The sequence below is a fragment of the Pseudomonas sp. UBA3153 genome, assembly GCF_002364635.1.
In the GTDB taxonomy this organism is placed as follows: domain Bacteria; phylum Pseudomonadota; class Gammaproteobacteria; order Pseudomonadales; family Pseudomonadaceae; genus Pseudomonas_O; species Pseudomonas_O kuykendallii.
On sequence record NZ_DEYR01000041.1, the window covers coordinates 71,245 to 96,465 of the forward strand.

Sequence of the window (25,221 nt, forward strand, 5' to 3'; positions counted from 1 at the left end):
ACATTCAGCCAGGAGCCAGCCGATGACCGTAAAACAACAACAAGACGACCGTGCCAACCTCAGCGACAGCGCTCGGGTCGACCAGCAGTCCATCCAGCCGTTTCCCCGTTCGCAGAAGATCTACGTGCAAGGCAGCCGCCCGGACATCCGCGTGCCGATGCGCGAAATCAGCCTGGACGTCACGCCGACCGCATTCGGTGGCGAGATCAACGCCCCGGTGCTGGTCTACGACACCTCCGGCCCCTACACCGATCCGGCCGTGCAGATCGACGTGCGCAAGGGGCTGGGCGATGTGCGCTCGGCGTGGATCGCGGATCGCGACGATACCGAGTTGCTCGATGGACTGAGTTCGCGGTTCGGCCAGGAGCGCCTGGCCAATCCGGAACTGACACGGATGCGCTTCGCCCACGTACGCAACCCGCGCCGCGCCAAGCCCGGCAGAAACGTCAGCCAGATGCACTACGCGCGGCAGGGCATCATCACGCCCGAGATGGAATACATCGCCATCCGCGAGAACATGAAGCTGGCCGAACACCGCGCCGCCGGTTTGCTCGATCAGCAGCACGGCGGGCATAGCTTCGGCGCGAGCATCCCGAAGGAGATCACCGCCGAGTTCGTCCGTGAGGAAGTGGCCCGCGGCCGCGCGATCATCCCGGCGAACATCAACCACACCGAGCTGGAGCCGATGATCATCGGCCGCAACTTCCTGGTGAAGATCAACGGCAATATCGGCAACAGCGCCCTGGGTTCGTCTATCGAAGAAGAAGTGGCCAAGCTGACCTGGGGCATTCGCTGGGGTTCGGACACGGTGATGGACCTTTCCACCGGCAAGCACATCCACGAAACCCGCGAGTGGATCATCCGCAACTCGCCAGTGCCGATCGGTACGGTGCCGATCTACCAAGCGCTGGAGAAGGTCGGCGGCGTGGCCGAGGACCTGACCTGGGAGCTGTTCCGCGACACCCTCATCGAGCAGGCCGAACAGGGCGTGGACTACTTCACCATCCATGCCGGCGTGCTGTTGCGCTACGTGCCGCTGACCGCCAAGCGCGTGACCGGCATTGTGTCCCGTGGTGGTTCGATCATGGCCAAGTGGTGCCTGGCCCACCACAAGGAAAACTTCCTCTACACCCATTTCGAAGACATCTGCGAAATCATGAAGGCCTACGACGTGTCCTTCTCGCTGGGTGATGGCCTGCGCCCAGGCTCGATTGCCGACGCCAACGACGCCGCGCAATTCGGCGAACTGGAAACCCTCGGCGAGCTGACCAAGATCGCCTGGAAGCACGACGTGCAATGCATGATCGAAGGCCCGGGCCACGTGCCGATGCAGTTGATCAAGGAGAACATGGACAAGCAGCTCGAATGCTGCGACGAGGCGCCGTTCTACACCCTCGGCCCGCTGACCACCGACATTGCGCCGGGCTACGACCACATAACCTCGGGAATTGGCGCCGCGATGATCGGCTGGTTCGGTTGCGCCATGCTCTGCTACGTCACCCCCAAGGAACACCTGGGGCTGCCGAACAAGGATGACGTGAAGACCGGCATCATCACCTACAAGATCGCCGCCCATGCGGCGGATCTCGCCAAGGGGCATCCGGGGGCGCAGATCCGCGACAACGCATTGAGCAAGGCGCGTTTCGAGTTCCGCTGGGAAGACCAGTTCAACCTCGGCCTGGACCCGGACACCGCCCGCGCCTACCACGACGAAACCCTGCCGAAGGACTCGGCGAAGGTCGCTCACTTCTGCTCCATGTGCGGGCCGAAGTTCTGCTCGATGAAGATCACCCAGGAAGTCCGCGACTACGCCAAGGACAACGGCCTCTCCGACGAGAGCAAGGCGGTCGAGGCGGGTTTCCGCGAGCAGGCCGAGCGCTTCAAGGGCGAGGGTTCGGTGATCTACAAGCAGGTCTGATGCGCTTGGTGGACGATGCTTTTGCCGTCCACCAGGCACGCCGCGCGGTGGAGGGATAGAGCGTCATCCACCCTGCGAATACACAGCGCTGCGGCCAGTCCGCAGCCGTCTTTCACCTGAACGAGCCCCCTACGATGCCTCTTCCTTCCGGCACCTATTCCCCTGGCGTTGCCGTCCCCGCCGCCCAGCGCGTGCTGGGCGCGCGCGATCTGTTTTCCCTGTGGTTCTCCCTCGGCATCGGACTGATGGTGCTGCAGCTCGGCGGCCTGCTGGCGCCGGGCCTCGGCCTGGCGGGCGGGGTCGGCGCGATCCTGCTCGGCACCGCGGTCGGCGTGCTGCTGCTCGGCGCGGTGGCGGTGATCGGCGCTGATACCGGATTGTCGGCGATGTCCGCGCTGAAACTCAGCCTGGGCAGCCGCGGTGCGGTGCTGCCGGCGCTGCTCAACCTGCTGCAACTGGTCGGCTGGGGGGCTTTCGAGATCATCGTCATGCGCGATGCCGCCAGCCTGCTGGCCGGCAAGGTGTTCGCCGAGGGCAGCGTGCTGACCAGTCCGTGGCTGTGGACGCTGTTCTTTGGCGCACTGGCCACGCTGCTGGCGGTGAGCGGCCCGCTGACCTTCGTGCGCCGGGTGCTGCGCAAGTGGGGCATCTGGCTGCTGCTCGGCGCCTGCCTGTGGCTGACCTGGAATCTCTTCGACAAGGCCGACCTTGGCGAGCTGTGGGCGCGCGCCGGCGACGGTTCGCTGCCGTTCGCCCTGGGTTTCGACATTGCCATCGCCATGCCGCTGTCGTGGCTGCCGCTGATCGCCGATTACTCGCGCTTCGGCAAGGCGGCCGGGCGGGTGTTCGCCGGCAGCGCGGCGGGTTTCTTCTGCGGCAACGTCTGGCTGATGAGCCTGGGTGTGGCCTACACCCTGGCCTTCGCCCCGAGCGGCGAGATGAACGCCCTGCTGCTGGCGCTGGCCGGCGCCGGACTGGGCATTCCGCTGCTGCTGATCCTGCTGGACGAGTCGGAAAACGCCTTCGCCGACATCCACTCCGCGGCGGTGTCCAGCGGCACCCTGGTGGCGTTGAAGGTCGAGCACCTGGCGCTGGGCCTGGGTACGTTGTGCACACTGATCGCGCTGTTCGCGCCGCTGGCGGAGTATCAGAACTTCCTGCTGATGATCGGCTCGGTGTTCGCGCCGCTGTTCGGCGTGGTGCTGGTCGACCACTTCGTGCTGCGCCAGCGCCGCGCCGCCGTGGCGCCGGCCGGCTTGCGCTGGGATGCGCTGGTCGCCTGGGCGTGCGGTGCGGTCATCTACCACCTGCTGGCGCAGCTGGCACCGGACGTGGGCGCGACGCTGCCGTCGCTGCTGCTCGCCGGCGTGCTGCAACTTGCGTTCGGCTGGTCGCGGCGCGGCCGGCAGGCGTCCACGGTCGCATGAGCTAGGCGCGGGGCGCGCGAGGCGCCCCGCGCGTCACTTCTTCGGCAGGTACTGCGGCTGCAGGATGCCCTGCAGCTGCGCATACGCCAGGTGCAGTTCCGGATGCCCGGCGGCGTAAGGCGCGATGCTGTAGACCGGGTACTTGAGCAGCACTTCGTCCTTCTTCAGGGCGACGTTGTCGGTGCGCTGGAACGGCCAGTTGGCGGTGAATCCGGGTTCCTGGGCGAACTTGTTTTCGGCCAGCCAGCGCTGGTGCGCCTGCGCCGCGAGGCGCCAGAAGGCCTCTTCCTGGCCGGGCAGCAGCACGTCCTGCAAGGTCAGGGCGCGGTCCTGCTGGCGGTCGTAGTTGATGAAGCCGCGGCCGGGCATGCCGTGGGCGCCGCCGGTTTCCAGGTAGCTGGACAGCTCGACCACCGTCAACTGGTCATGCTGGTCGATTACTTTCGCCTGCAGATAGGTCGCCCAGCGCGCATCGGCGCGGGTGAGGAATTCCTTCTCGTAATCCTGCAGGGTGGCCGCCGGCGCGCGGTCCGGCGAGTCGTCGGTCATCGCCAGCAGGCGCTTTTCGATCAGCTCGGTGAGGGCTGGTTCGTCGATGAAACGCAAGGTATCGACGTTGATCAGCGCACAGTCGCTGGCCTGGCAACCGGCGGAGCGATGCTCCCAGGCAATGTGCTGGGCTTCGAGCGGTTTGTCCTTGGGCGGCGGGGTGAAGGTCTGGCAGGCGCCGAGCGCCAGGACCAGCCCGGCGAGGCAGAAGGGTTTCGCGAAAGGTAGGGAATTCATCGTGGTTTGCACAGTCGGTTAGGGTGCGGTCTTCGATTGCCCGAAGTGGCCCGAGTTCGCCTGAGCGGCCTCCGGATCGGGTGACGAATAACACAGGCCGCGGTTAATCCGCAAAGGGCTGCGCCTGCCGATCGGGCGCGTTAGGATGGCGCGAACATCAACCAGCAAGCGAGCCGAGCATGATCGATACCTTCAAGCCCGACGCCGGTGCGGTGGAACTCGTCGAGCGGGAAAACTGCTTCCAGGGTTTCTACCGGCTCGATCGCCTGCACCTGCGTCACCGGCAGTTTTCCGGAGCGATGGGGCCGCAGATCAGCCGTGAGCTGTTCGTCCGCCACGACGCCGTCTGCGTGTTGCCCTACGACCCGAAGCACGACCGCGTGGTGCTGATCGAGCAGTTCCGCGTCGGCGCCCTCGACAAGGCGGAAAACCCCTGGATGCTCGAGCTGGTCGCCGGCCTGATCGACAAGGCCGAGGAGCCCGAGGACGTGGCGCGCCGCGAAGCGGTCGAGGAGTCCGGGCTGACCCTCGACGCGCTCTGGCCGATCACCACCTATTTCCCCTCTCCCGGCGGCAGCGACGAACTGGTTCACCTGTACGTGGGGCGCTGCGACAGCGAGGGCGCCGGCGGCTTGCATGGTCTGGAAGAGGAGGGCGAGGATATTCGCGTACACCTGCTGTCGTTCGCCGATGCCTTGCAGTTGCTCAGGGATGGCCGCATCAACAACGCTGCCAGCATCATCGCCTTGCAATGGCTGGCCTTGAATCGAAATGAAGTTCGGGGGCTCTGGTCTTGAATCTGTTGCGTGAACGTTACCGGGTCGATCTGACCGGCCTGCAGGCCACCTGCGAGGCGAATTACGCCCGGCTGATGCGCCTCCTGCCGTCGATGCGCGACGGTAACGGCGCGCGCCGGGTCGCCCTGAGCCAGGGTGAGCGCCTGCTCGGCGTGCTCGCCCTCGAAGTGCTCGACGCCGGCCCGTACACCACCACCCTGCAGGTTCGCCAGGAACACAGCCTGCCGTGGCTGCCGGTGCCGCGGCTGGAGGTGCGCGTCTATCACGACGCGCGCATGGCCGAGGTGATCTGCGCGGAAAAGGCCCGGCGCTTCCGTGGCATCTATCCCTACCCGAATGCCGACATGCACCAGCCCGACGAGAAGAGCCAGCTCAACCTGTTCCTCGGCGAGTGGCTGAGCCATTGCCTGGCCTGCGGGCACGAACTGGAGCGGCAGATCTAGCGTGGCGTCAGCGCCATGGCGCGCCGCGACGCCTGGTTGGCGGGCGAGAGCCACACGCCGCCGCTGCCACCCGTTTCCGGGACCGCGCAGCCACTTCTGCGACGGGCTGTCGCGCCAACTGTGACCTGCGTCCCCTTCATGGTTTGCCCGGCCGCGCCCTAGACACCATAATCCCGCAACTTTCGATCGAAGGAGACAGCCTTGCCGCGCCTGTCAACCCATGCCGACTCGTCGGTCCTGCTGGTGCAGTTGTCCGATAGTCACCTCTTCGCCGAGGCGGACGGCAAGCTGCTGGGCATGGACACCTCGGACAGCCTGCAGCGGGTCATCGAGCGGGTGCTCGAGGAGCAGCCGCGGATCGATCTGCTGCTCGCCAGCGGCGACCTTTCGCAGGACGGATCGCTGGCGTCGTACCAGCGTTTCCGCCAGATGAGCGCCGCGATCGACGCGCCGGCGCGCTGGTTCCCCGGCAACCACGACGAACGCGCGCCGATGCGCGAAGCCTGCGCCGGCACCGACCTGCTCGAAGCGGTGGTGGACATCGGCGCCTGGCGGCTGATCCTGCTCGACAGCACCATCCCCGGCGCCGTGCCCGGGCATCTCGACGACGCGCAGCTGCAACTGCTGGAGGATGCCCTGGCGGGGGCCGGGCAGCGTCATGTGCTGGTCAGCTTCCATCACCACCCGGTGTCCATCGGTTGCCGCTGGATGGAGCCGATCGGCGTCCGCAACCCGGCGGCGCTGTTCGCCGTCACCGACCGTTTTCCGCAGGTGCGCGCGCTGCTCTGGGGCCACGTGCACCAGGAATTCGACCAGCAGCGCAACGGCGTGCGCCTGCTGGCGTCGCCCTCGACCTGCGTGCAGTTCGCGCCGGGCAGCGAGGCGTTCCAGGTCGACCGCCTGGCGCCCGGCTATCGCTGGCTGCGGCTGAACGACGACGGCAGCCTGGAGACCGGCGTGTCGCGGGTCACCGGCATCGATTTCGTCGTCGACTACAGCATCAAGGGTTACTGACGGCGCGACGCTTGCGGCGGCTACGCCCGAACTTGTAGCCTCCCCACCCCATGATGACTTCCATTCTCTATCTACACGGCCTCAACAGTTCGCCCGATTCGCTCAAGGCGAGCCAGCTGACGCGGGCCATGGCACGCCTCGGCTGGAGCGACCGGCTGCGGGTTCCGGCGCTGCACCACCATCCGCGCGAAGCCATCGCCACGCTCGATGCGCTGATCGCCGAGCTGGGCCGGCCGGTGCTGGTCGGCAGCTCGCTGGGCGGCTACTATGCGACCCACCTCGCCGAGCGCCATGGCCTCAAGGCCCTGCTGATCAACCCGGCGGTCAGCCCGCACCGGTTGTTCGACGGTCATCTCGGGCCGCAGACGAACCATTACAGCGGCGAGACCTGGGAACTCACCCAGGATCACGTGGATGCCCTGGCCGGGCTGGAAGTGCCTGCACCCAAGGATGCGCAGCGCTACCAGGTGTGGCTGCAGACCGCCGACGAAACCCTCGACTACCGCCACGCCCAGGCCTATTACCGCGGCTGCGCGCTGCGCATCCAGGCCGGTGGCGACCATGGCTTTCAGGGGTTCGCCGAGCGCCTGCCGGCGCTCCTGCACTTCGCCGGGTTCGATCCGCGGCACTGGCGCGACAGCGATTTTTCCGACATCTAGACCACGAGAGCTCATGGCCACTTACAACGCCGACGCCATCGAAGTCCTTTCCGGGCTCGACCCGGTGCGCAAGCGCCCGGGCATGTACACCGACACCTCGCGGCCCAACCACCTGGCCCAGGAAGTCATCGACAACAGCGTCGACGAGGCCCTCGCTGGCCACGCCCGTTCGGTGCAGGTGATCCTCCACGAGGACAACTCACTGGAAGTGATGGACGACGGCCGCGGCATGCCAGTGGACATCCACCCGGAAGAGGGCGTGTCCGGTGTCGAGCTGATCCTCACCAAGCTGCACGCCGGCGGCAAGTTCTCGAACAAGAACTACCAGTTCTCCGGCGGCCTGCACGGCGTCGGCATCTCGGTGGTGAACGCGCTGTCGACCCGCGTCGAAGTGCGCGTCAAGCGCGACGGCAGCGAGTACCTGATGAGCTTCGCCGACGGCTTCAGGGCCAGCGACCTGGCGGTGGTCGGTACGGTCGGCAAGCGCAACACCGGCACCAGCGTGCACTTCTGGCCGGACCCGAAGTACTTCGATACGCCGAAGTTCTCCATCAGCCGCCTCAAGCACGTGCTCAAGGCCAAGGCCGTGCTCTGCCCGGGCCTGTCGGTGAGCTTCGAGGACAAGGCCAGCGGCGAGAAGGTCGAGTGGCACTACGAGGACGGCCTGCGCTCGTACCTCGCCGACTCGGTCGCCGAACACCTGCGCCTGCCCGACGCGCCCTTCGTCGGTTCCCTCGCCGGCACTAAGGAAGCCGTGGACTGGGCGCTGCTGTGGCTGCCCGAGGGTGGCGAGAGCGTGCAGGAAAGCTACGTCAACCTGATCCCCACTGCCCAGGGCGGCACCCACGTCAACGGCCTGCGCCAGGGCCTGCTGGACGCCATGCGCGAGTTCTGCGAGTTCCGCAACCTGCTGCCGCGCGGCGTCAAGCTGGCCCCGGAAGACGTCTGGGAGCGCATCGCCTTCGTCCTCTCGATGAAGATGCAGGAGCCGCAATTCTCCGGCCAGACCAAGGAGCGCCTGTCCTCCCGCGAGGCCGCTGCGTTCGTCTCCGGGGTGGTCAAGGACGCCTTCAGCCTGTGGCTCAACGCCCACCCCGAGCTCGGCCTGCAGCTCGCCGAGCTGGCGATCAGCAACGCCGGCCGCCGCCTCAAGGCCGGCAAGAAGGTCGAACGCAAGAAGATCACCCAGGGCCCGGCGCTGCCCGGCAAGCTGGCCGATTGCGCCGGCCAGGACCCGATGCGCTCCGAGCTGTTCCTGGTCGAGGGAGACTCCGCCGGCGGCTCGGCCAAGCAGGCGCGGGACAAGGAGTTCCAGGCGATCCTGCCGCTGCGCGGGAAGATCCTGAACACCTGGGAAGTCGACGGCGGCGAAGTGCTCGCCAGCCAGGAAGTGCACCACATCGCCGTGGCCATCGGCGTCGATCCCGGCTCGCCGGACCTGGGCGAGCTGCGCTACGGCAAGATCTGCATCCTTGCCGACGCCGACTCCGACGGCCTGCACATCGCCACGCTGATCTGCGCGCTGTTCGTCCGCCACTTCCGCCCGCTGGTGGATGCCGGGCACATATACGTGGCGATGCCGCCGCTGTACCGCATCGACCTGGGCAAGGAAATCCACTACGCCCTCGACGAGGCGGAGCGAGACGGCATTCTCGAGCGGCTGAGCGCCGAGAAGAAACGCGGCAAGCCGCAGGTCACCCGCTTCAAGGGGCTTGGCGAGATGAATCCGCTGCAGCTGCGCGAGACCACCATGGACCCGAACACCCGGCGCCTGGTGCAACTGACCCTGGAAGACTTCGACGCGACCCGCGAGATGATGGACATGCTGCTGGCGAAGAAACGCGCCGGCGACCGCAAGAGCTGGCTGGAGTCCAAGGGCAACCTCGCCGAGGTTCTGGTGTGACCCCAGGCGCGCGCGCGGTCCTCGCCCTTCTGCCGCTGTTGATCCTGCTGCAACCCTGCGCCGCCGCCGAGCTGGAGGAGCTGACGCTGCTCGACGAGCACGTCATCGACGGCGTGCCGGCGGGCAATCTCTCCGGCCTGGAGCGCTGCGGCGATTCGTTGTGGACCGTCTCCGATCGCGAGGACGACCGCTTCTACCGGCTGACTCCCCAGGCCGGCGGCGAGCCGTGGCAGGTCGAGGTGGAAACCTTCGTCGCCCCGCCTGCACCGGACGTGGGGCTCTCCGCCGGCCTGCGCAGCAGCGCCTGGGTGCTCGGCAAGATGCGCGGCGGCGAGCTTGATTTCGAAGGCCTGGCCTGCGACGCGGCGGGCAACCGCTATCTGGTCAGCGAAAGCCAGGCCGCCGTGCTGCAGATACCGCTGGCGGCTCCGCCGAGCTGGCTGCTGCTGCCCCCGGCCCTGGTTCGTCAGGCGCGGGCCAGTGGCATGTTGCAGCAGTACAACAGTTTGTTCGAGGGCATCGTCATCAACCCCGAGGGCGACCGCCTGTGGCTCGCCGCCGAGCGCGAGAAGCGTGGCCTGCTGGCCCTGCAGAAGCGCAAGGGCGGCTGGGCGTGCAGCGACGGCTGCGTGCTGATGAGCGAAGGCGGGCGCGAGGACACGCCGAAGGGTGACAGCATGCCGCGCGACTTCTCCGGCCTTTCGCTGTTCGACGGCAAGCTCTACACCCTGGAACGCGCGACCTATCGCATCTGCCGGCGCTCGCTGAAGCACGGCGATGCCGAGCGCTGCTGGTCGTTCGCCCGGGAAGGGCTGACCGAGGCGCGCGACTACGGCAAGACTTGGGGCATGGCCGAAGGCCTGGTGGTGGACGCCAACGGCGCCTGGATCATGCTCGACAACGGCAAGCACGCCCGCGGCGATGGCGAGGACCGCCCGATCCTCTGGCGCTTCGCCGCGCCGGCCAGGGGCTGGGGAGCGAACCCGTGAGCACGCAGCGACCGGGCCAGCGCATCGGCCGGGTGATGCTGGTGCTCGCCTGGGGCGCCGGCCTGCTGCTGGCCACGCGCTTCTTCGGCGAGTGGCAGGCATCGCGGGAGAACCCCAACCAGGCACCGCAGTCGCGGCATGCCGAGAACTACGTCGAAGTGCAGCTGGCCGGCGACGGCCGCGGGCACTTCATCGCCAGCGGGCAGATCAACGAGCAGCCGGTGAGCTTCCTTCTCGACACCGGTGCAACCGACGTGGCGATTCCTCAGTCGGTGGCCGAGCGCCTTGGCCTGGAGCGCGGCGAAGCGGTGGGCCTGATGACCGCCAACGGCCGCAGCGAGGGCTATCGTACCCGCCTGCGCAGCCTGCGCATCGGCGACATCGTGCTCCAGGACGTGCGCGCCCTGGTGGCGCCCGGTTTCGACGGCGAGCGCGTTCTGCTCGGCATGAGCGCGCTGCGCCAACTCGAATTCACCCAGCGCGACGGCACCCTGGTGCTGCGCCGCTATACACCGAACAGAACCCAGGAATAGACCCGATGAGCGAAACCCTCGACCTGAGCCTGGAAGGCGTGGAGCGCCGCTCCCTGGCCGACTTCACCGAGCAGGCCTACCTCAACTACTCGATGTACGTGATCATGGATCGCGCCCTGCCGCACATCGGCGACGGCCTGAAACCGGTGCAGCGCCGCATCGTCTACGCGATGAGCGAGTTGGGACTGGACGCCGACTCCAAGCACAAGAAGTCGGCGCGTACCGTCGGCGACGTGCTCGGCAAGTTCCACCCGCACGGCGATTCCGCCTGCTACGAAGCCATGGTGCTGATGGCCCAGCCGTTCAGCTACCGCTACACGCTGGTCGACGGCCAGGGCAACTGGGGCGCGCCGGACGATCCGAAATCCTTCGCCGCCATGCGCTACACCGAGGCGCGCCTGTCGCGCTATTCCGAGGTGCTGCTCAGCGAACTCGGCCAGGGCACCGTGGACTGGGTGCCGAACTTCGACGGCACCCTGGACGAGCCGGCGACGCTGCCGGCGCGGCTTCCCAACCTCTTGTTGAATGGCACCACCGGGATCGCCGTGGGCATGGCCACCGACGTGCCGCCGCACAACCTGCGCGAAGTCGCCGCCGCCTGCGTGCGCCTGCTCGACGAGCCGAACGCCACGGTGGAGCAGCTCTGCGAACACATCCTCGGCCCGGATTTCCCGACCGAGGCGGAAGTCATCACGCCGCGCGCCGACCTGCTGAAACTCTACGAAACCGGCCGCGGCTCGGTGCGCATGCGCGCCGTCTATCGCGTCGAGGACGGCGACATCGTCGTCACTGCGCTGCCGCACCAGGTCTCCGGGGCCAAGGTGCTGGAGCAGATAGCCGGGCAGATGCAGGCGAAGAAGCTGCCGATGGTCGCCGACCTGCGCGACGAATCGGACCATGAGAACCCCTGCCGCATCGTCATCATCCCACGCTCCAACCGCGTGGATGCCGACGAGCTGATGCAGCACCTGTTCGCCACCACCGACCTGGAGTCCAGCTACCGGGTCAACACCAACGTCATCGGCCTGGACGGCAAACCGTCGGTGAAGAACCTGCGCCAGCTGCTGGTGGAATGGCTGGTCTACCGCGTCAACACCGTGCGCCGGCGCCTGCAGTTCCGCCTGGATAAGGTGGAAAAGCGCCTGCACCTGTTGGAAGGCCTGTTGATCGCCTTCCTCAACCTGGACGAAGTGATCCACATCATTCGTACCGAGGAACATCCCAAAGCGGTGCTGATGCAGCGCTTCGAGCTGAGCGATACCCAGGCCGACTACATCCTCGACACCCGCCTGCGTCAGCTGGCGCGCCTCGAGGAAATGAAGATCCGTGGCGAGCAGGAAGAGCTGGCCAGGGAGCGTGAAAAGCTGCTGGCGCTCCTCGGCAGCGAGGCCAAGCTGAAGAAGCTGGTGCGCAAGGAGCTGCTCGAGGACGCCGAGAAGTACGGCGACGACCGCCGCTCGCCGATCGTCGCCCGCGCCGAAGCCAGGGCGCTCTCGGAAACCGAACTGATGCCTACCGAGCCGGTCACCGTGGTGGTCTCCGAGAAGGGCTGGGTGCGCTGCGCCAAGGGCCACGACATCGACGCCACCGGGCTTTCCTACAAGGCCGGCGACGGCTTCAAGGTCGCCGCGCCTGGGCGCTCCAACCAGTTCGCCGTGTTCATCGACTCCACCGGGCGCAGCTATTCGCTGGCCGCCCATTCGCTGCCCTCGGCGCGCGGCCAGGGCGAGCCGCTCACCGGCCGCCTGCAACCGCCGCCAGGCGCCAGCTTCGAGTGCGTGCTGCTGCCCGAGGACGAGGCGCTCTACGTGATCGCCTCCGATGCCGGCTACGGCTTCGTGGTCAAGGGCGAGGACCTGCAGGCGAAGAACAAGGCGGGCAAGGCGCTGCTCTCGTTGCCCGCCGGCGCGCGGGTGGTGGCGCCGCGGCCGCTCGCCGATCGCGACCAGGACTGGCTGGCGGCGGTGACCACCGAGGGACGGCTGCTGCTATTCCCGATCCGTGACCTGCCGCAGCTGGCCAAGGGCAAGGGCAACAAGATCATCGGCATCCCCGGCGACCGCGTCGCCAGCCGCGAGGAATACCTCACCGACCTGGCCGTTCTGCCGGTTGGGTCGACCCTCGTTCTGCAGGCCGGCAAGCGAGTGCTGTCGCTCAAGGCCAGCGATCTGGAGCACTACAAGGGCGAGCGTGGGCGCCGCGGAAACAAGCTGCCGCGTGGCTTCCAGCGCGTCGACTCGCTGCTGGTCGAACCGCTGGCGCCCTGAGTCGGCCGGCGGGACGTTCTCCCGGACACAGCCGGAAGCGATTTCGCCCCGGCTGCAGCTCCCGCATCCTGCGGCCCGGGTGGCATACTCAGCGCAATCGACCGGTGGTCGCACTGGAGTCGCGCGCCGGTTTGAAGGATCATAGGCCGCCGAGACGCTGCGGCTTTTCAGCGCAGCGCTCCCGTATGCAACAACCGGTCACCAGGGGTGGCCAGTGGATGACTCTTGATGACTCTCGTGCGCGTTTCCCGTCTGTTCTTCCTGACCGCCCTGCTGGGTCTGGGCGGCTGCATGAGCAAAACGCCGGCACCGCTCTATCAGCTAGACAGCGGCAGTCCGGCCATTCCACAGAAGGCCAGCGGACCGGCGGTGCTGCTCGGTCCGATCCAACTCGCCGAATACCTGTCCCAGGACAACCTGCTGCAGCGCCAGGCCGATGGCAGCCTGCTCGCCGACCGTGACGCGCGCTGGGCCGGGCGCCTTTCGGCGAACGTCGACGATGTGCTCCTGCGGCAGCTCGCCGGACGCCTGAACAGCCAGCGCGTGGCGCTCGCCCCGGCGATCGGTTTCAGCGCCGACGTGCAGGCCCAGCTGAACATCACGCGGCTGGATTCCGGCCCTACCCAGCCGGCGGTGCTCGAAGCGCAGTGGCGCCTGGTGGACAAGGCCGGGCAACTGCGCGATACCCGCCTGGTGCGCCTGCAGGAGGAGCATCAGGGCAGCGCCGCGGATCAGGTGCGCGCCCAGGGCGTGCTGCTGCAGCGCCTGGCGGGCGAGATGGCCGAGACGATCGGCCCGCTGTCGCGGCAGCTGGCCGAAAGCGCGCGCAAGGCCGAGGCGAGGGCGGCGACTGCGACCAAGGAGAAGCCTTCGCGCATCCCGGTCGCCGAACCGGTGCGCAACGGCGCCGAAGTGTTCCGCTTCTAGCCCGCGCCGCACGCGCAAGAGCCCGGACCGCCCAGCGCGCTCCGGGCTTTTTTATGGGCCGAAGGGAGGTTTTCGCCGCAGATCCGTAGGGTGGGTTAGCGGCGATAGGCTCGGCTTTGTGGGTACGACACCGCAGGTTAACGCCGAGTAACCCACCGGGCGGAGGTTGGCGATAACACGTCTGGTGGGTTACGGCGCACGTGGTGCGGGGAGCGTCCGAAACACCGATGATGCGCCTAACCCACCCTACGGGTGGCGGTGGCATCTGGACGTAGGGTGGGTTAGCGGCGATAGGCACTGGCGGTGGGCACGACTCCGCAGCGCAACGCCGCGTAACCCACCGGGCGAGGCCCCAGGATCACCAACGAAACGGCCGCCTCAGCGGCCGTTCATGTCCTGCATGCGCACCAGCTGGCGTTCGAGCAGCGAGGGGTAGGGTTCGAGCAGGCGCTCGACGCAGCAGGCGCCCTCGGGGCTGGCGATCGGGCGGATGCGCGCGCGCTGGCGCAGCAGAGGGTCGTCGGCGATGCGGCGTCCCACCAGCAGCAGGTTGCGGCTGTGCTGCGACAGGGCCAGGGCGTCCTGGGCGGTTTCGCTGAGCAGCAGTTCGGGCTGGTCGAGGCCGGCCAGGTCTTCCCCGAGGGTCAGCCCCAGTTGCAGTTGCAGGGCGATGCCGCTGTCGGCGACTTCGATCTGCAGGGCGTGGCCGAGGGCGCGCATCAGTTCGCCACAGCACAGCGCGTGGGTCAGGTAGTCCTCGCCGCTGTCCTGGCGATGGAAGAGCAACAGGCTGCTGCCGTCGCTCAGCGTGTGCAGGTCGCACTGATAGAGCGAGGCGGCCTTGTCCAGGCAGTCGCGGTAGCGCTTCAGCAGGTCGAGCAGGCGACTGCGCGGCAGGCGGCGCAGCTGTTCCTGGGCGCCGAGCTGGATCGCCAGTACCGCGCTGAGCGCGGGCAGGCTCGGAGCCACCGTGACCCGGGCCGGCTGCACCTGTACCGGCGGCCGTGTTCTCGACGTCTCGACCGGGCTTTCGTCGCGCAGCTCGGAGAACGGATCGTCCTCGTCGTGAAGGCGGCTCGAGGCGCGCATCGGGGCCGGTTCGTCGTCGTCTTCCTCGTCGCTGTCGAAGCGGCTGTCGCCGAGGTCGCGTACCTCGAACTCTTCTTCGGCTTCCTGGTCGAGGTAGTCCTCCTCGAGGTATTCGTCTTCGGGCTCGGGCTCGGGTTTTTCCGGCACCAGGCGCGCCTGCAACTGGCGCGCGAGGTCGCCGATCTCGTCCTGGCGGCCTGCGCCGGGCGCCGGATCGTCCGGGTCGCGCAGCCACACCCGCAGCTCCAGCAGCGGCGTCGAGATGTGCCGGCCCAGGCGCAGGCTCAGCGACAGGGTCAGCGCCAGCAGGATCAGGCTGAGCAGCCCCATGCTCTGCAGGCTGATGGTCATCGGCTGCTCGAACTGCTGCATGTCGAGGCTGATACGCAGCTGCCCGGCAATCACTTCCTGGAAGGTGATCGGCGTGGAGAACACGCCTTCGGTCTCGCCGAGCATGCTCTGCTTGGGCCGCGAACCGGCCTCGGCGAGCAGGCGGTTGTCGACGCTGTAGATCGCCGCGTGGGCGACCAGCCGGTTCTTCACCAGGTTGCCCAGCAGCACGTTGAGGCTGAGGATGTCGTTGGACACCAGTGGATCGCGCGCGGAGGAGGCGGTCTGGGTGATCAGGCTCTGGCCGAGGGCATCGGCTTGCGACTGCATCGCCTGCTTGAACTGCATCCCCATCACCCAGGCGTAGATCACCAGCGCCAGGGCCACCAGCAACAGGCTGTGACTGGCGATGCGCAGGGCCAGGGGTACACGCCGCTGACGCAGGGCGTGGAAGATGAGGAGGAAGAAGTTGTCGGGCTTGACGGGGGCTGGCCGGTTCACGGAGCTCGGCTCTTCTCGAGTAGGAAATGTGGCCGGCAGTATACGGGAAAAGCCGGGCCAGGCTTCAAGCCAGACACCCGCCTTTGCGCCAGGCGGACGCGCAGAGCGGGAAGCCGGGCGTCGACGGCTCGGTTAGAATGGCCGCCGCATTCTTCAGCGGAGCCAGCACCTTGCGCGAAATCGTCCTGATCAACATCACCGGGGAAGACCGCCCGGGCCTGACCGCCGCCATCACCGGCGCGCTGGCGCAGGGCGGGGTGAACATCCTCGATATCGGCCAGGCGGTGATCCACGACACGCTATCGTTCGGCATCCTGGTGGAAATCCCGGACAACCAGCGCGCCTCTGCGGTGCTCAAGGAAGTGCTCTTCACTGGCTACAAGCTGGATCAGCAGGTGCGCTTCACGCCGGTTTCGGAAGCCGACTACCAGCAATGGGTCGGCGGCCAGGGCAAATCCCGCCACATCGTCACCCTGCTGACGCGCAAGGTGACCGCCGAACAGCTGCAGCGGGTCAGCTCGATCACCGCCAAGTTCGGCCTCAACATCGATCGTATCGACCGTCTTTCCGGGCGTATGCCGCTGGATACGCCGGATGAGCGCAGCAACGGCTGCATCGAGTTCTCGGTGCGCGGCGAGCCGGCCGACACCTTGGCGCTGCGCGCCGAGTTCCTCAGCGTGGCGCAGGAGTTGAACGTCGACATCGCCTTCCAGCGCGACTCGGTGTTCCGCCGCAACCGGCGCCTGGCGGTGTTCGACATGGATTCGACGCTGATCGAGGCGGAAGTCATCGACGAGCTGGCCAAGGTTGCCGGCGTCGGCGAGAAGGTGTCCGAGATCACCGAGCGGGCGATGCGCGGCGAGCTGGATTTCCGCGCCAGCTTCACCGAGCGTCTGGCGCTGCTCAAGGGATTGCCGGAATCCGAGCTGGAAGCCGTCGGCGCCTCGCTGCGCCTGACCGAAGGCGCCGAGGTGCTGTTCGCCGAGCTCAAGCGGCTGGGCTACAAAACCGCGATCCTTTCCGGCGGCTTCAGCTACTTCGCCCGACAACTGCAGGCCAGGCTGGGCATCGACTACGTGTTCGCCAACGAACTGCAGATCGAGAACGGCGTGCTCACCGGCGTCGCCGTCGAGCCGATCGTCGACGCCCAGCGCAAGGCCGACCTGCTGCGACAGCTGGCGGAACAGGAAGGCCTGCGCCTGGAGCAGACCATCGCAGTGGGCGACGGCGCCAACGACCTGCCGATGCTCGGCCTGGCCGGTCTCGGCGTGGCCTTCCGCGCCAAGCCGCTGGTCAAGCAGTCGGCCAAGCAGGCGATTTCCACCCTTGGCCTCGATGGCATCCTCTATCTGCTCGGTTTTCGCGATCGGGAAGGGCAGGACTAGGACGGTCCTGTCTGCGGGGCGGTTGAATCCGCCCCGCGGGAGTGATGGCTGTTAGCTGCGCCGTTCGACGATGAAACGCGCGAGGTCGCGCAGCGGTTCGGCGCGTTTGCCGAAGGCCTCCAGCGCGGCCAGCGCCTGGTCGCGCAGGTCCAGCGCGTAGGCCTTGGCGGGTTCCAGGCCGAGCAGGGCCGGGTAGGTGGGCTTGTCCTGGGCCTGGTCCTTGCCCTGGGTCTTGCCCAGCGTCGCGGTATCGCTCTCCACGTCGAGGATGTCGTCCTGCACCTGGAACGCCAGGCCGATGGCCCGCGCGTAGGTTTGCAGCGCGGCCAGCGCCGCGTCGTCGGCCCGGCCGCTGGCGAGGGCGCCGAGGCACACGCTGGCTTCGATCAGCGCGCCGGTCTTGTGCCGGTGCATGCTTTCCAGCGCGCGCTGGTCGATCTGCCGCCCCACCGACTCCAGGTCGATCGCCTGCCCGCCGACCATGCCTTCGGGCCCGGCCGCGCGGGCCAGGGTGGTCAGCATGCGCAGGCGGGTCTCGGCGCTGGCGCTACGTGCGCCCGGTTCCGCCAGCACGCTGAAGGCCAGGCTCTGCAGGCCGTCGCCGGCGAGAATCGCCGCCGCTTCGTCGAACGCCTTGTGGGTGGTCGGCTGGCCACGACGCAGGTCGTCGTCGTCCATCGCCGGCAGATCGTCGTGCACCAGCGAATAGGCATGGATCAGCTCGACGGCACAGGCCGCGTTGTCGGCCTGTTCGGCGTCGCCGCCGAGGGCTTCGCAGGCGGCGTAGACGAGGATCGGGCGCACCCGCTTGCCGCCGTTCATCACGCTGTAGCGCATCGCCTGGTAGAGCCGCGCCAGATCGTCCTGCGGGGCCTGGAAGAACCGCTCCAGGCACGCGTCGACACGTGCCCGGCAGGCTTTCTGATAGGCCGCGGTCATGCCTCGGGGTCCGTTTCGAAGGGCGCTTCTTCGGTTTCGCCGTCACGCTCCAGGAGTATCTGCACCTTCTGCTCGGCCTGGCTAAGTGCCGCCTGGCAGTCACGGGTGAGGCGGATGCCCTGCTCGAAGGCGCCCAGGGAGTCTTCCAGCGACAGCTCGCCGCTTTCCAGGCGCTCGACCAGGTTCTGCAGGTCGGCGATGGATTGTTCGAAATCGAGTGCAGCTTTCTTGCGGGCCATGGGCGTTCTCTACGACGGGAGCGGAAACCGCGGCGACACTAGCAGAGCGGCCGCGCACGGAGCAAATGGCCGGCGGGGCGAATCCGCGCGAATCACGCGTCGGCCAGCTCGATATCGGGCAAGGGTGAACAGCCGTTTCGCGCAGTCATTGTCCGGCGCGGCTTGGTATCCTGTGCGGGGATTCGGGAGCGTAGGGAAATGGAATGGGGCATGGTGCGGCGGCTGGTGACACTCGGCAAACGCCTGCGCAGGTCGGTCGTAGCTCTGACCTTCGATGCGCATGATTTCTCCGACCCGCTCCCCTGCCTCTGGTCGAAGGGCCTGAGCCGCCAGTGCGACTTTCGCGGGCCGGAAAGCTACTGGCAGGCGCCGACCGAGAGCGTCCAGAGCGAAAGCCTGTTCCGCGAGCATTATGCCGATGCCCACGGCCTGGTCTGGGTCCGGCTGAGCACCCCCAGTCGCGCGACGGCGTCGCGGCGGATCTGGATCATTTCGTTGCCGCCGCGCTGCCCTCCATCCCAAGCCCTTCGTGCTGGTGACATCCGACGGCGACGTTTCGGTGCCCTCCGAGCTTCGCCCGGAAACGGTCGCGCTGCTGTCCTGTTCCTGGCTGGTCGCCTGGTACACGCAGAACCACGACGGCAGCGATGCCCCGCGGCTCGCGCCATTGCCCATCGGGCTCGACCTGCACACGCCGCGCCCTTTCACCAGCCCGCGCCGGCTGTTCGACGACCTGGCGCGCATCCGCTCGATGCGTCGCGAGGCGGGCGATCTGCCGCCCACGGTTCTGTGCGACATCGGCCTGAGCCTGGCCTCCGCGCCGCGCATCGCGGCGGTCAAGGCATTGCACGGCTGCAGGCATGTCGAGAGGGTTCGTCGCCGGGTGAGCCAGCGGGCGATATGGCAGCGTTATGCGAACCATCCCTTCGTGCTCAGCCTGGAGGGCAATGCGGTGGACTGCCATCGCACCTGGGAGGCGCTCTACCTCGGGTCCATCGTGATTACCATGAGCTCGGCGCTCGATTCGCTGTTCGCCGATCTTGCAGTCGTGATCATCCACGACTGGTCGGAGATCCTCGATCAGGACAACCTGCGCCGCTGGCAGCTGCAGTACGGTCCGCTGACCGTGCGCGAGCACGTCTGGACGCTGCTGTAGGCGCAGGCCTACATGGCCCTCCTGCGCGACCGGCTCGAGCGGCCGGCCCTGCCCGCGGCGGTATGAAGTTGCCCACTCACTTTCCCCACGCTGAAGGAGCGCCGTGCATGTCCGCGACGGAACGCACCCCGCTGATCCTCTTCTACAACGCGTTCTTCGGCGAGTATCCGGATGTCTCGCACTTCGCCGAGCAGGCCGTGTGCCGCTTCACCACGGACCGCGCCCGCCTGCGGGAAGCCGATGCGGTGATCTTCCACCTGCCGGCGTTCAACGAAATCGCCGTTGCGCCCAAGTATCGCGGCCAGCTGTGTGTCGGCTGGTCGATGGAAAGCCGCGCGCACACGCCGACCCGCCACAACCCTCGGCTCATGCGCCACTTCGATATACAGATGAACTTCGAGCCGGCGGCGGACGTGCGCTGCACCTATTTCCCCAAATGGGACGAGTGGCGGGCGGCGATGGCGCGTCCGCTGCCAGCGAAGGTTCAGCCGCGTACCACGGCGCTGTTCCGGTCGGCACCGAAGGACACCAGCGGGCCCAACGCCTTCGCCGCCGAACTGATGCGTCATCTGCCGGTGGATTCCTACGGGCGATTCCTCAACAACAGCGCCATCCCGCAGGCGGACCACGGCGCGGCGACCAAGATGGACCTGCTTGGCGGCTACCGCTTCTGCCTCGCGCTGGAGAACACCTTCGAGGAGGACTACGTCACCGAGAAATTCTTCCAGCCGCTGCTGGCGGGCTGCGTGAAGGTCTATCGGGGGGGCGCCGAACGTCGAGGCCTACGCGCCGGGCGATCACTGCTACATCGGTGCGGGTGCTTTCGAGAGCCCGCGGAGCCTGGCCGCCTACCTGCAGGACCTCTCCCACGACGAGACTGCCTATGCGCGCTATTTCGACTGGCGTTCGCACCCGCTGCGGCCGGCCTTCGTCACACAGATGGACCTGGCGTCCGAGGAGGTCGTCCTCCGGCTCGCCCGACACATCGCGCGCCGGCTGCAAGCGCATCCCCGCCCGCAGGATGCCGGCGCCTCGCAGAGGCCCTTCGGCTGGCTGGGCTACGCGCGCCCGTCTCCAGCATCTCCGGCGCCGCTTGGCCGGCTGAACGCATCCGTGGTTCGGGCGTATTCCGCTCACCGGGGGCTCGAGCCCAACTGGCGATACAAGGCCACATAGCGCTCGGCCATGCGTTGCGCGGTGAACAGCTGCCAGTAGCGGGCTTCGGCGCGCTGGCCCATCGCGGCGGCTTGCTGCGGATGGTTCCACAGGTACTGCATGGCGCTGCGCAACGCCTCGGCGTTGTCGGCCGGGACCACCAGGCCGGTCTCTTCGCCGATGTTGATGAAGGTGGTGCCGGTGCCGATCTCGCTGGAAATCATCGGCTTGCCATACATCGCGCCTTCCAGCAGCGAGATGCCGAACGCCTCCGAACGCAAATGCGAGGGAAACACCACGGCGTAACTCAGCTGCAGCAGCGCGGCCTTGTCGTCATCGGGCAGGTGGCCGAGGAAGCGGATGTTGAGCAGGCCGAGTTCGGCGGCCTGGGCGCGCAATTCCGCCTCGATGGGCCCGGCGCCGACGATGACGATCGGCAGGTCGGTGCCCTTGGCGGCCTCCAGCAGGATGTGCAGGCCCTTGTAGTAGCGGATCACGCCGACGAAGAGGAAGAACTTCGGGCCGATACGCTCGCGCCAGTAGCGCAGCTTTTCGGGTGAGGCCGCGGGATAGCTGGTCTTGTCCAGGCCGATGGGAATTACGCTGACCTTGTCCCGGTACTGCTCCAGCACATCGCTGGACGCCAGGTAGTTGGGCGAGGTGGCGACGATGTGATCGACGTCGGCGAGGAAGCGCCGCTCCAGCGGCCGGTAGAGCTTGAGGAGGTTCTTCTGGCGGATGATGTCAGAGTGATAGGTGACCAGCGTCGGCTTGCGGGTGCGACTGAGGAAGTGCACCAGGTCCATGAACGGCCACGGAAAGTGGTAGTGGATCAGGTCGGCCTGCTTCGCCAGGCGGCCGAACAGCGGGAATGCGGACAGGGAGAAACCGGTGGAGGCGATCTGGAAATCCAGCCTGGCGCGGTAGCCATGGTAGCCGTTGATTTCCATCGGCCGTTCGATGCGCCGCTCGCCCAGCGACAGCACGTCGGTGGTCACCCCGAGGCTGGCTGCGCCGCGGGCGATCTGATCGATGACCTGTTCGATTCCACCGATGCTGTCGGGAAGGGAGGTCTTGTAGAAGTGCAGCACGCGCATGGTGAAGGTACTACTGGATTATGTTTCTGAAGGCGTCGAGGAAGCGCGCCCGGGAGAACTCCGCCGCCTGCGCCTCGCAGGCGGCGCGCATGCTCAATGCCCGCCCGGCGGACAGGCGTCCGACCGCCTCGGCGATGGCTTCGGCGCTCGGGTCCGCGGGCAGCAGCAGCCCCGTGCGCTGGTCGACGACGCTTTCGCGCAGCCCGCCCTCGGCGACGCCGATCAGCGGTTTGCCCGCCGCCATGGCCTCGACCGCGGACATACCGAAATCCTCGTCCTGCGGCACGTAGAGCGCGGCGATGGCATTGCCCAGGAGCTGCGCCAGGGCGGCGTCGTCGAGCCAGCCGGCGAAACGGATGTTCGGCGCGCCGTTCGCCAGCGTCTTCAGGGCCTCGAGCTGCGAGCCGCCGGAGGCGACCACCAGCTGCTTGTCCGGCATGCCGAGAAAGGCGCGGACGATGCGGTCGACCCGCTTGTTGGGTTCCAGGCGCCCCAGCGACAGATAGTAGCCCTGCTGGCCGAGGAAGCGAAACCCGGTGGTATCGATGGGCGGGTAGACGACCTCGGCGGCGATCCCGGTGTGTTCGAGCAGGCGCTCGCGGACATGCAGCGAGTTGGTCAGCACACGGTCCATGCGCTGCAGCGCGAGCAGGTAGGCGTGGCGATAGCGTTCGATGGCCAGGCGCAGCGCCGGCCTGGCCAGCGCCGGAGCACGCGCCAGGTAGCGCTCGCGCTGGTCAAAGGCGAAACGCGGCGGCGTGTGGCAATAGTAGAGGCGCCGCCCGCGCGGCTGTTCGAGCGCCGCAAGCGGGGCATAGAGCCCGCTGTAGATCACCTGCCGCGCCTCACGCAGGTACGCGGGCGGCCGGGAGAACGCGGCCAGCGCCCGGGGGATGCGCGGGAGCATGCGCAGGGGCGCGGCGCCGATCACCTGGGGCTCTACGGCGTCGCAATCCCCGGATTCGCGGAACGCCGGGTAAACCCCCGATACGCCGAGGGCGAAGCCGGGCAGCCCGTTGGCCAGGGCGATGACCAGTCGCTCGGCCCCGCCGTTCACTTGCAGGTAGTCGTGCAGCACCCAGTGCGAGAAAGGTGCGTTCATGGTCGCCCCGCGTCCGACAGGTTCAGCCGTTCCAGCAACTGCCGGGTGACCGCGCCGGCCTCGTAGCGTTCGACGACCTTGGCGTGACCGGCTTCGCCCAGGCGTCGGCACAGCTCCGGCGAGGAAGCCAGGCGCAGCAGCGCCTCGGCGAGCGCCTGGGTATCGCCCTCCGGCACCAGCAGGCCGTCGACCTCGTGCTCGATCAGTTGCGCGGGCGCGCCGGTGGCGTAGGCGATTACCGGTTTGCGCCGCGACCAGGCCTCTATGACGGTTCTGCCGAAGGTCTCCGGCCCGCCGGAATGCGACACCGAGGCCACCACCACGGCGCGGCAGCTGCGCAGCAGGGCGGAGGGGTCAGCCACGTAGTCGCCGAGCCGGTAGCTGGCGCCGATGCCGAGCCGCTCGATCAACCGCCGCAAGCGCTGCTGAAGCGCCGGGTCATCCTGCGGTCCGCAGGACAAAAGGGCCAGTGGCTGCCGTCGCTCGTGCAGATGATGCAGCGCCAGGGCCAGATCGGTATGGCCCTTCCAGGGATTGAGCGTGGCCAGATGCAGGATCGGACCCTCGTAGGAAACCGCCTCGTCGGGAATCTCCACCATGTCCGGCACCACCGACCAGGGCGAGGGGCCGAAGGGCGCCGCGTGCATGGGGCTCAGGTAGCCCTGGCGCTGCATCACCACGCTGCTCGGTAGCAGAATCGGCGCGCCCGGCAGGCGGGTGAAGATGAAATCCAGGTCCTGCCAGAGGTAGTCACGCACGTAGAGGTGGCAGCGTCGGGCCAGCGGGCGGAGGAACCGCGCGGCCATGGCGGCGATGAGCGCCGAACGCTGGGTGTTGAGCAGGATCGCGTCGGGGCGATGGCGCAGGAACGCGAGCAGCAGTTGCAGCGCCGCGATTCGCCGGCCGGCGGTGTTCTGGCTGGTGCGCACATGAATCAGGCGCGCATTGGCCGGCAATGTTCCCGGCTGTAGCAGGCGCTCCCGGTGCGCCTTGCTCTGGGCGAAGATCACCACCCGCAGGTCCGCTGGCAAATGGCGCAGGACGATCTCGATGCTGCGCTCGGCGCCGCCGTAGCCCTGCTCTATGGAGAGGATGAACAGGGTCTTCATGGCCGCGCATACTGCTGTCGGCAGAGCGCCCAGCCGGCGTCCGCGATGCGTCCGGCAAGCTCGCGCCGCGTCGCCAGGGCGACGATCGATGCGGCGAACTCCTCGGCACCATGGGCCTCCAGGTAGTGCTCGCCGGACGTTACCGCGAGGCCGCGCACGCCTTGCCGGGTGGAAATCACTGGGCGGCGGTGGGCGAAACCTTCGAGCGTCTTGAGCTTGGTCCCGCCGCCGGCGAACAGCGGGACCAGGACGATGTGGCTGCGCGCATAGCAGTCGCCAAGGTCGCCGGCCTCGGCGCTGAACTCCACCTGCGGCGTGCGAAGCAGTGCCTGCAGCGACGGGGAGGCATGCCGGCCGACGATGCGCAGGCGCCAGGGCGAGGTTAGCGTCGCTGACAGGCGGGGTATCAGGCGCGTCACCAGAAAGCGCACGGCTTCTTCGTTGGGCGGGTAGTTCAGCGTGCCGACGAACAGCAGGCCAAGCGTCCCGTCGCCGGGCAGCTCGGCAGGCGTCGCCGGCAGGGCGATCCGGTTGGGCCGGCAGGCGATTGACAGGCCGGGACGCGCCGGCAAGTGCCGCGCATCGTCGCTCGCGGCCAGGTAGAGGGTTCGGTACTGCCGCGCGATGTCGCGCTCGACCAGGCGGTACTGGATCGCCGTGGACAGCCCGCGCAGCGCGTCGCGGTACTGGCCCATGCGCCAGGAGGCCAGCGCCACGCTGGTTCGCGTGCGGGACTCCAGATCGTCCAGGTCGAGTGCGCAGTCGGCGTGCGGATAGCGCGCGGCCAGCGCGGTCCCGAGGTCTTGCAGGTAAAGCCGGAACACCACGATGCGCTGCACCGTCTCGCCGGCGAGGCGGGCTTCCAGCGCCTCCAGCGTCGATGTCGACGTCCACTGCTGCCAGTCGCTGACGAAGCGACGGGAACACAGGGCAAGCAGCGGCAGAGACAGGCCTGCCAGGCGGCGATAGCGGCGCGTCGTGCTGACCCCGTCCGCCAGCGGCCAGACCGCTTCGGCGGGATAGTCCGCGGGCAACGTCGGCCAGCTGTCGCGGTCACCGGCCACCAGCAGGTGCACACGGTGCTCGCGGCTCAGCGTCTGCAGCCAGTCCCAGGCGCGCAGCGCGCGGCCCGAGCCGCCCGGCAAGGGCAGGACCGGCGTGACGAACAGGGCAACCGGTCTGGATGTCATTCGGCGTTCGCCGCCAGGTCTTCGAGCACGCCGTTCTGCAGGCGCACGGTGCGGTCGGCGAAGCGCAGGTTGCTGCTGCGGTGGGTGATGTAGACCACGCTCATCGCCGGGCACTCGCTGCGCAGCCGGGACAGCAGGCGGGTTTCGCTGGCTTCGTCTAGGCCGGAAGTGGCCTCATCCAGCAGCAGCAGGTCCGGGCGCCGGTACAGCGCCCGCGCCAGTGCCATCCGCTTGCGTTCCCCGCCGGAAAGCCGTGTGCCGTCGGC

Annotated in this window: 23 protein-coding genes and 1 pseudogene; 15 read left to right on the plus strand and 9 right to left on the minus strand. The window is 67.8% G+C overall.

All coding sequences use genetic code 11. The features are described 5' to 3' along the window. Positions 1-22 precede the first annotated feature (22 nt). Complete coding sequence (gene thiC, locus B2X67_RS10465) at positions 23-1,918, plus strand: phosphomethylpyrimidine synthase ThiC (protein WP_286785453.1); 1,896 nt, start codon at positions 23-25, stop codon at positions 1,916-1,918. Between the two features lie 134 nt (positions 1,919-2,052). Further along, on the plus strand, positions 2,053-3,345 hold the full coding sequence (gene cytX, locus B2X67_RS10470; protein WP_286785454.1) for a putative hydroxymethylpyrimidine transporter CytX: 1,293 nt from the start codon (positions 2,053-2,055) through the stop codon (positions 3,343-3,345). Between the two features lie 33 nt (positions 3,346-3,378). Here cytX and B2X67_RS10475 read toward each other — a convergent pair whose 3' ends face one another. Next, a complete protein-coding gene (locus B2X67_RS10475; protein WP_282344094.1) occupies positions 3,379-4,131 on the minus strand; it encodes an RsiV family protein in 753 nt (250 codons plus the stop codon). Positions 4,132-4,310: 179 nt separating this feature from the next. Between B2X67_RS10475 and B2X67_RS10480 the strand changes: the two genes are divergently transcribed. The 9 genes from B2X67_RS10480 (at position 4,311) to B2X67_RS10520 (ending at position 13,663) form a co-directional block, all read left to right on the plus strand. Then, the gene (locus tag B2X67_RS10480; protein WP_286785455.1) at positions 4,311-4,928 is read left to right on the plus strand and encodes an NUDIX domain-containing protein; all 618 of its coding nucleotides are present in this window, start codon (positions 4,311-4,313) and stop codon (positions 4,926-4,928) included. Beyond that, a complete protein-coding gene (locus B2X67_RS10485; RefSeq protein ID WP_090225836.1) occupies positions 4,919-5,371 on the plus strand; it encodes a DUF1249 domain-containing protein in 453 nt (150 codons plus the stop codon). The genes B2X67_RS10480 and B2X67_RS10485 overlap by 10 nt, the downstream gene beginning before the upstream one ends. A gap of 201 nt (positions 5,372-5,572) precedes the next feature. Next, a complete protein-coding gene (gene cpdA, locus B2X67_RS10490; protein WP_286785456.1) occupies positions 5,573-6,385 on the plus strand; it encodes a 3',5'-cyclic-AMP phosphodiesterase in 813 nt (270 codons plus the stop codon). Between the two features lie 50 nt (positions 6,386-6,435). Beyond that, complete coding sequence (locus tag B2X67_RS10495) at positions 6,436-7,044, plus strand: YqiA/YcfP family alpha/beta fold hydrolase (RefSeq protein ID WP_376747786.1); 609 nt, start codon at positions 6,436-6,438, stop codon at positions 7,042-7,044. Positions 7,045-7,057: 13 nt separating this feature from the next. Further along, positions 7,058-8,947 (plus strand): DNA topoisomerase IV subunit B, encoded by a 1,890-nt coding sequence (gene parE, locus B2X67_RS10500; protein ID WP_286785457.1) that lies wholly within the window; start codon positions 7,058-7,060, stop codon positions 8,945-8,947. Beyond that, positions 8,944-9,936: an esterase-like activity of phytase family protein gene (locus tag B2X67_RS10505; protein WP_286785458.1), complete on the plus strand. Its 993-nt coding sequence runs from the start codon at positions 8,944-8,946 to the stop codon at positions 9,934-9,936. Before parE ends, B2X67_RS10505 begins: the two co-directional genes overlap by 4 nt. Beyond that, entirely contained in the window at positions 9,933-10,469 is a 537-nt protein-coding gene (locus B2X67_RS10510) for a retropepsin-like aspartic protease family protein (RefSeq protein ID WP_090225845.1), read from the plus strand. Before B2X67_RS10505 ends, B2X67_RS10510 begins: the two co-directional genes overlap by 4 nt. 5 nt (positions 10,470-10,474) lie before the next feature. After that, on the plus strand, positions 10,475-12,736 hold the full coding sequence (gene parC / locus B2X67_RS10515) for a DNA topoisomerase IV subunit A (RefSeq protein WP_286785459.1): 2,262 nt from the start codon (positions 10,475-10,477) through the stop codon (positions 12,734-12,736). A 228-nt stretch (positions 12,737-12,964) separates the two neighbouring features. After that, on the plus strand, positions 12,965-13,663 hold the full coding sequence (locus B2X67_RS10520; RefSeq protein WP_286785460.1) for a PqiC family protein: 699 nt from the start codon (positions 12,965-12,967) through the stop codon (positions 13,661-13,663). Positions 13,664-14,041: 378 nt separating this feature from the next. Here the strand turns inward: B2X67_RS10520 and B2X67_RS10525 are convergent, their stop codons facing one another. Then, entirely contained in the window at positions 14,042-15,583 is a 1,542-nt protein-coding gene (locus B2X67_RS10525) for an AhpA/YtjB family protein (protein ID WP_286785461.1), read from the minus strand. 170 nt (positions 15,584-15,753) lie between these two features. Between B2X67_RS10525 and serB the strand changes: the two genes are divergently transcribed. After that, positions 15,754-16,968, plus strand: coding sequence for a phosphoserine phosphatase SerB (gene serB, locus B2X67_RS10530; protein ID WP_282344106.1), 1,215 nt, complete (start codon positions 15,754-15,756; stop codon positions 16,966-16,968). Positions 16,969-17,019: 51 nt separating this feature from the next. Here the strand turns inward: serB and ispA are convergent, their stop codons facing one another. Both ispA and B2X67_RS10540 read right to left on the minus strand, forming a co-directional pair. Then, positions 17,020-17,907, minus strand: a complete 888-nt coding sequence (ispA, locus tag B2X67_RS10535; protein WP_286785462.1) for a (2E,6E)-farnesyl diphosphate synthase — start codon at positions 17,905-17,907, stop codon at positions 17,020-17,022. After that, positions 17,904-18,146, minus strand: coding sequence for an exodeoxyribonuclease VII small subunit (locus B2X67_RS10540; protein WP_282344110.1), 243 nt, complete (start codon positions 18,144-18,146; stop codon positions 17,904-17,906). The genes ispA and B2X67_RS10540 overlap by 4 nt, the downstream gene beginning before the upstream one ends. Before the next feature lie 529 nt (positions 18,147-18,675). Here B2X67_RS10540 and B2X67_RS10545 point away from each other — a divergent pair. From B2X67_RS10545 to B2X67_RS20860, 3 genes and pseudogenes are all read left to right on the plus strand, one after another. Further along, a complete protein-coding gene (locus tag B2X67_RS10545; protein ID WP_286785463.1) occupies positions 18,676-19,302 on the plus strand; it encodes a hypothetical protein in 627 nt (208 codons plus the stop codon). A 107-nt stretch (positions 19,303-19,409) separates the two neighbouring features. Beyond that, positions 19,410-20,054: pseudogene (locus tag B2X67_RS20855) on the plus strand (glycosyltransferase family 10 domain-containing protein); the annotation flags it as partial. A 4-nt stretch (positions 20,055-20,058) separates the two neighbouring features. Continuing rightward, entirely contained in the window at positions 20,059-20,478 is a 420-nt protein-coding gene (locus tag B2X67_RS20860; protein ID WP_376747787.1) for a glycosyltransferase family 10 domain-containing protein, read from the plus strand. On the opposite strand, the gene B2X67_RS10550 is transcribed toward B2X67_RS20860, so the two are convergent. The 5 genes from B2X67_RS10550 to B2X67_RS10570 all read right to left on the minus strand — a co-directional run. Further along, entirely contained in the window at positions 20,436-21,554 is a 1,119-nt protein-coding gene (locus B2X67_RS10550; protein WP_286785464.1) for a glycosyltransferase family 4 protein, read from the minus strand. The genes B2X67_RS20860 and B2X67_RS10550 overlap by 43 nt on opposite strands. 10 nt (positions 21,555-21,564) lie before the next feature. Next, positions 21,565-22,656: a glycosyltransferase gene (locus B2X67_RS10555; protein WP_286785465.1), complete on the minus strand. Its 1,092-nt coding sequence runs from the start codon at positions 22,654-22,656 to the stop codon at positions 21,565-21,567. Beyond that, positions 22,653-23,765 (minus strand): glycosyltransferase, encoded by a 1,113-nt coding sequence (locus B2X67_RS10560; protein WP_286785466.1) that lies wholly within the window; start codon positions 23,763-23,765, stop codon positions 22,653-22,655. The genes B2X67_RS10555 and B2X67_RS10560 overlap by 4 nt, the downstream gene beginning before the upstream one ends. Continuing rightward, complete coding sequence (locus tag B2X67_RS10565) at positions 23,762-24,955, minus strand: glycosyltransferase (protein WP_286785467.1); 1,194 nt, start codon at positions 24,953-24,955, stop codon at positions 23,762-23,764. Before B2X67_RS10565 ends, B2X67_RS10560 begins: the two co-directional genes overlap by 4 nt. Beyond that, the coding region (locus B2X67_RS10570; protein WP_286785468.1) for an ATP-binding cassette domain-containing protein at positions 24,952-25,221 on the minus strand (270 nt) is incomplete at its 5' end. The genes B2X67_RS10565 and B2X67_RS10570, both read right to left, overlap by 4 nt.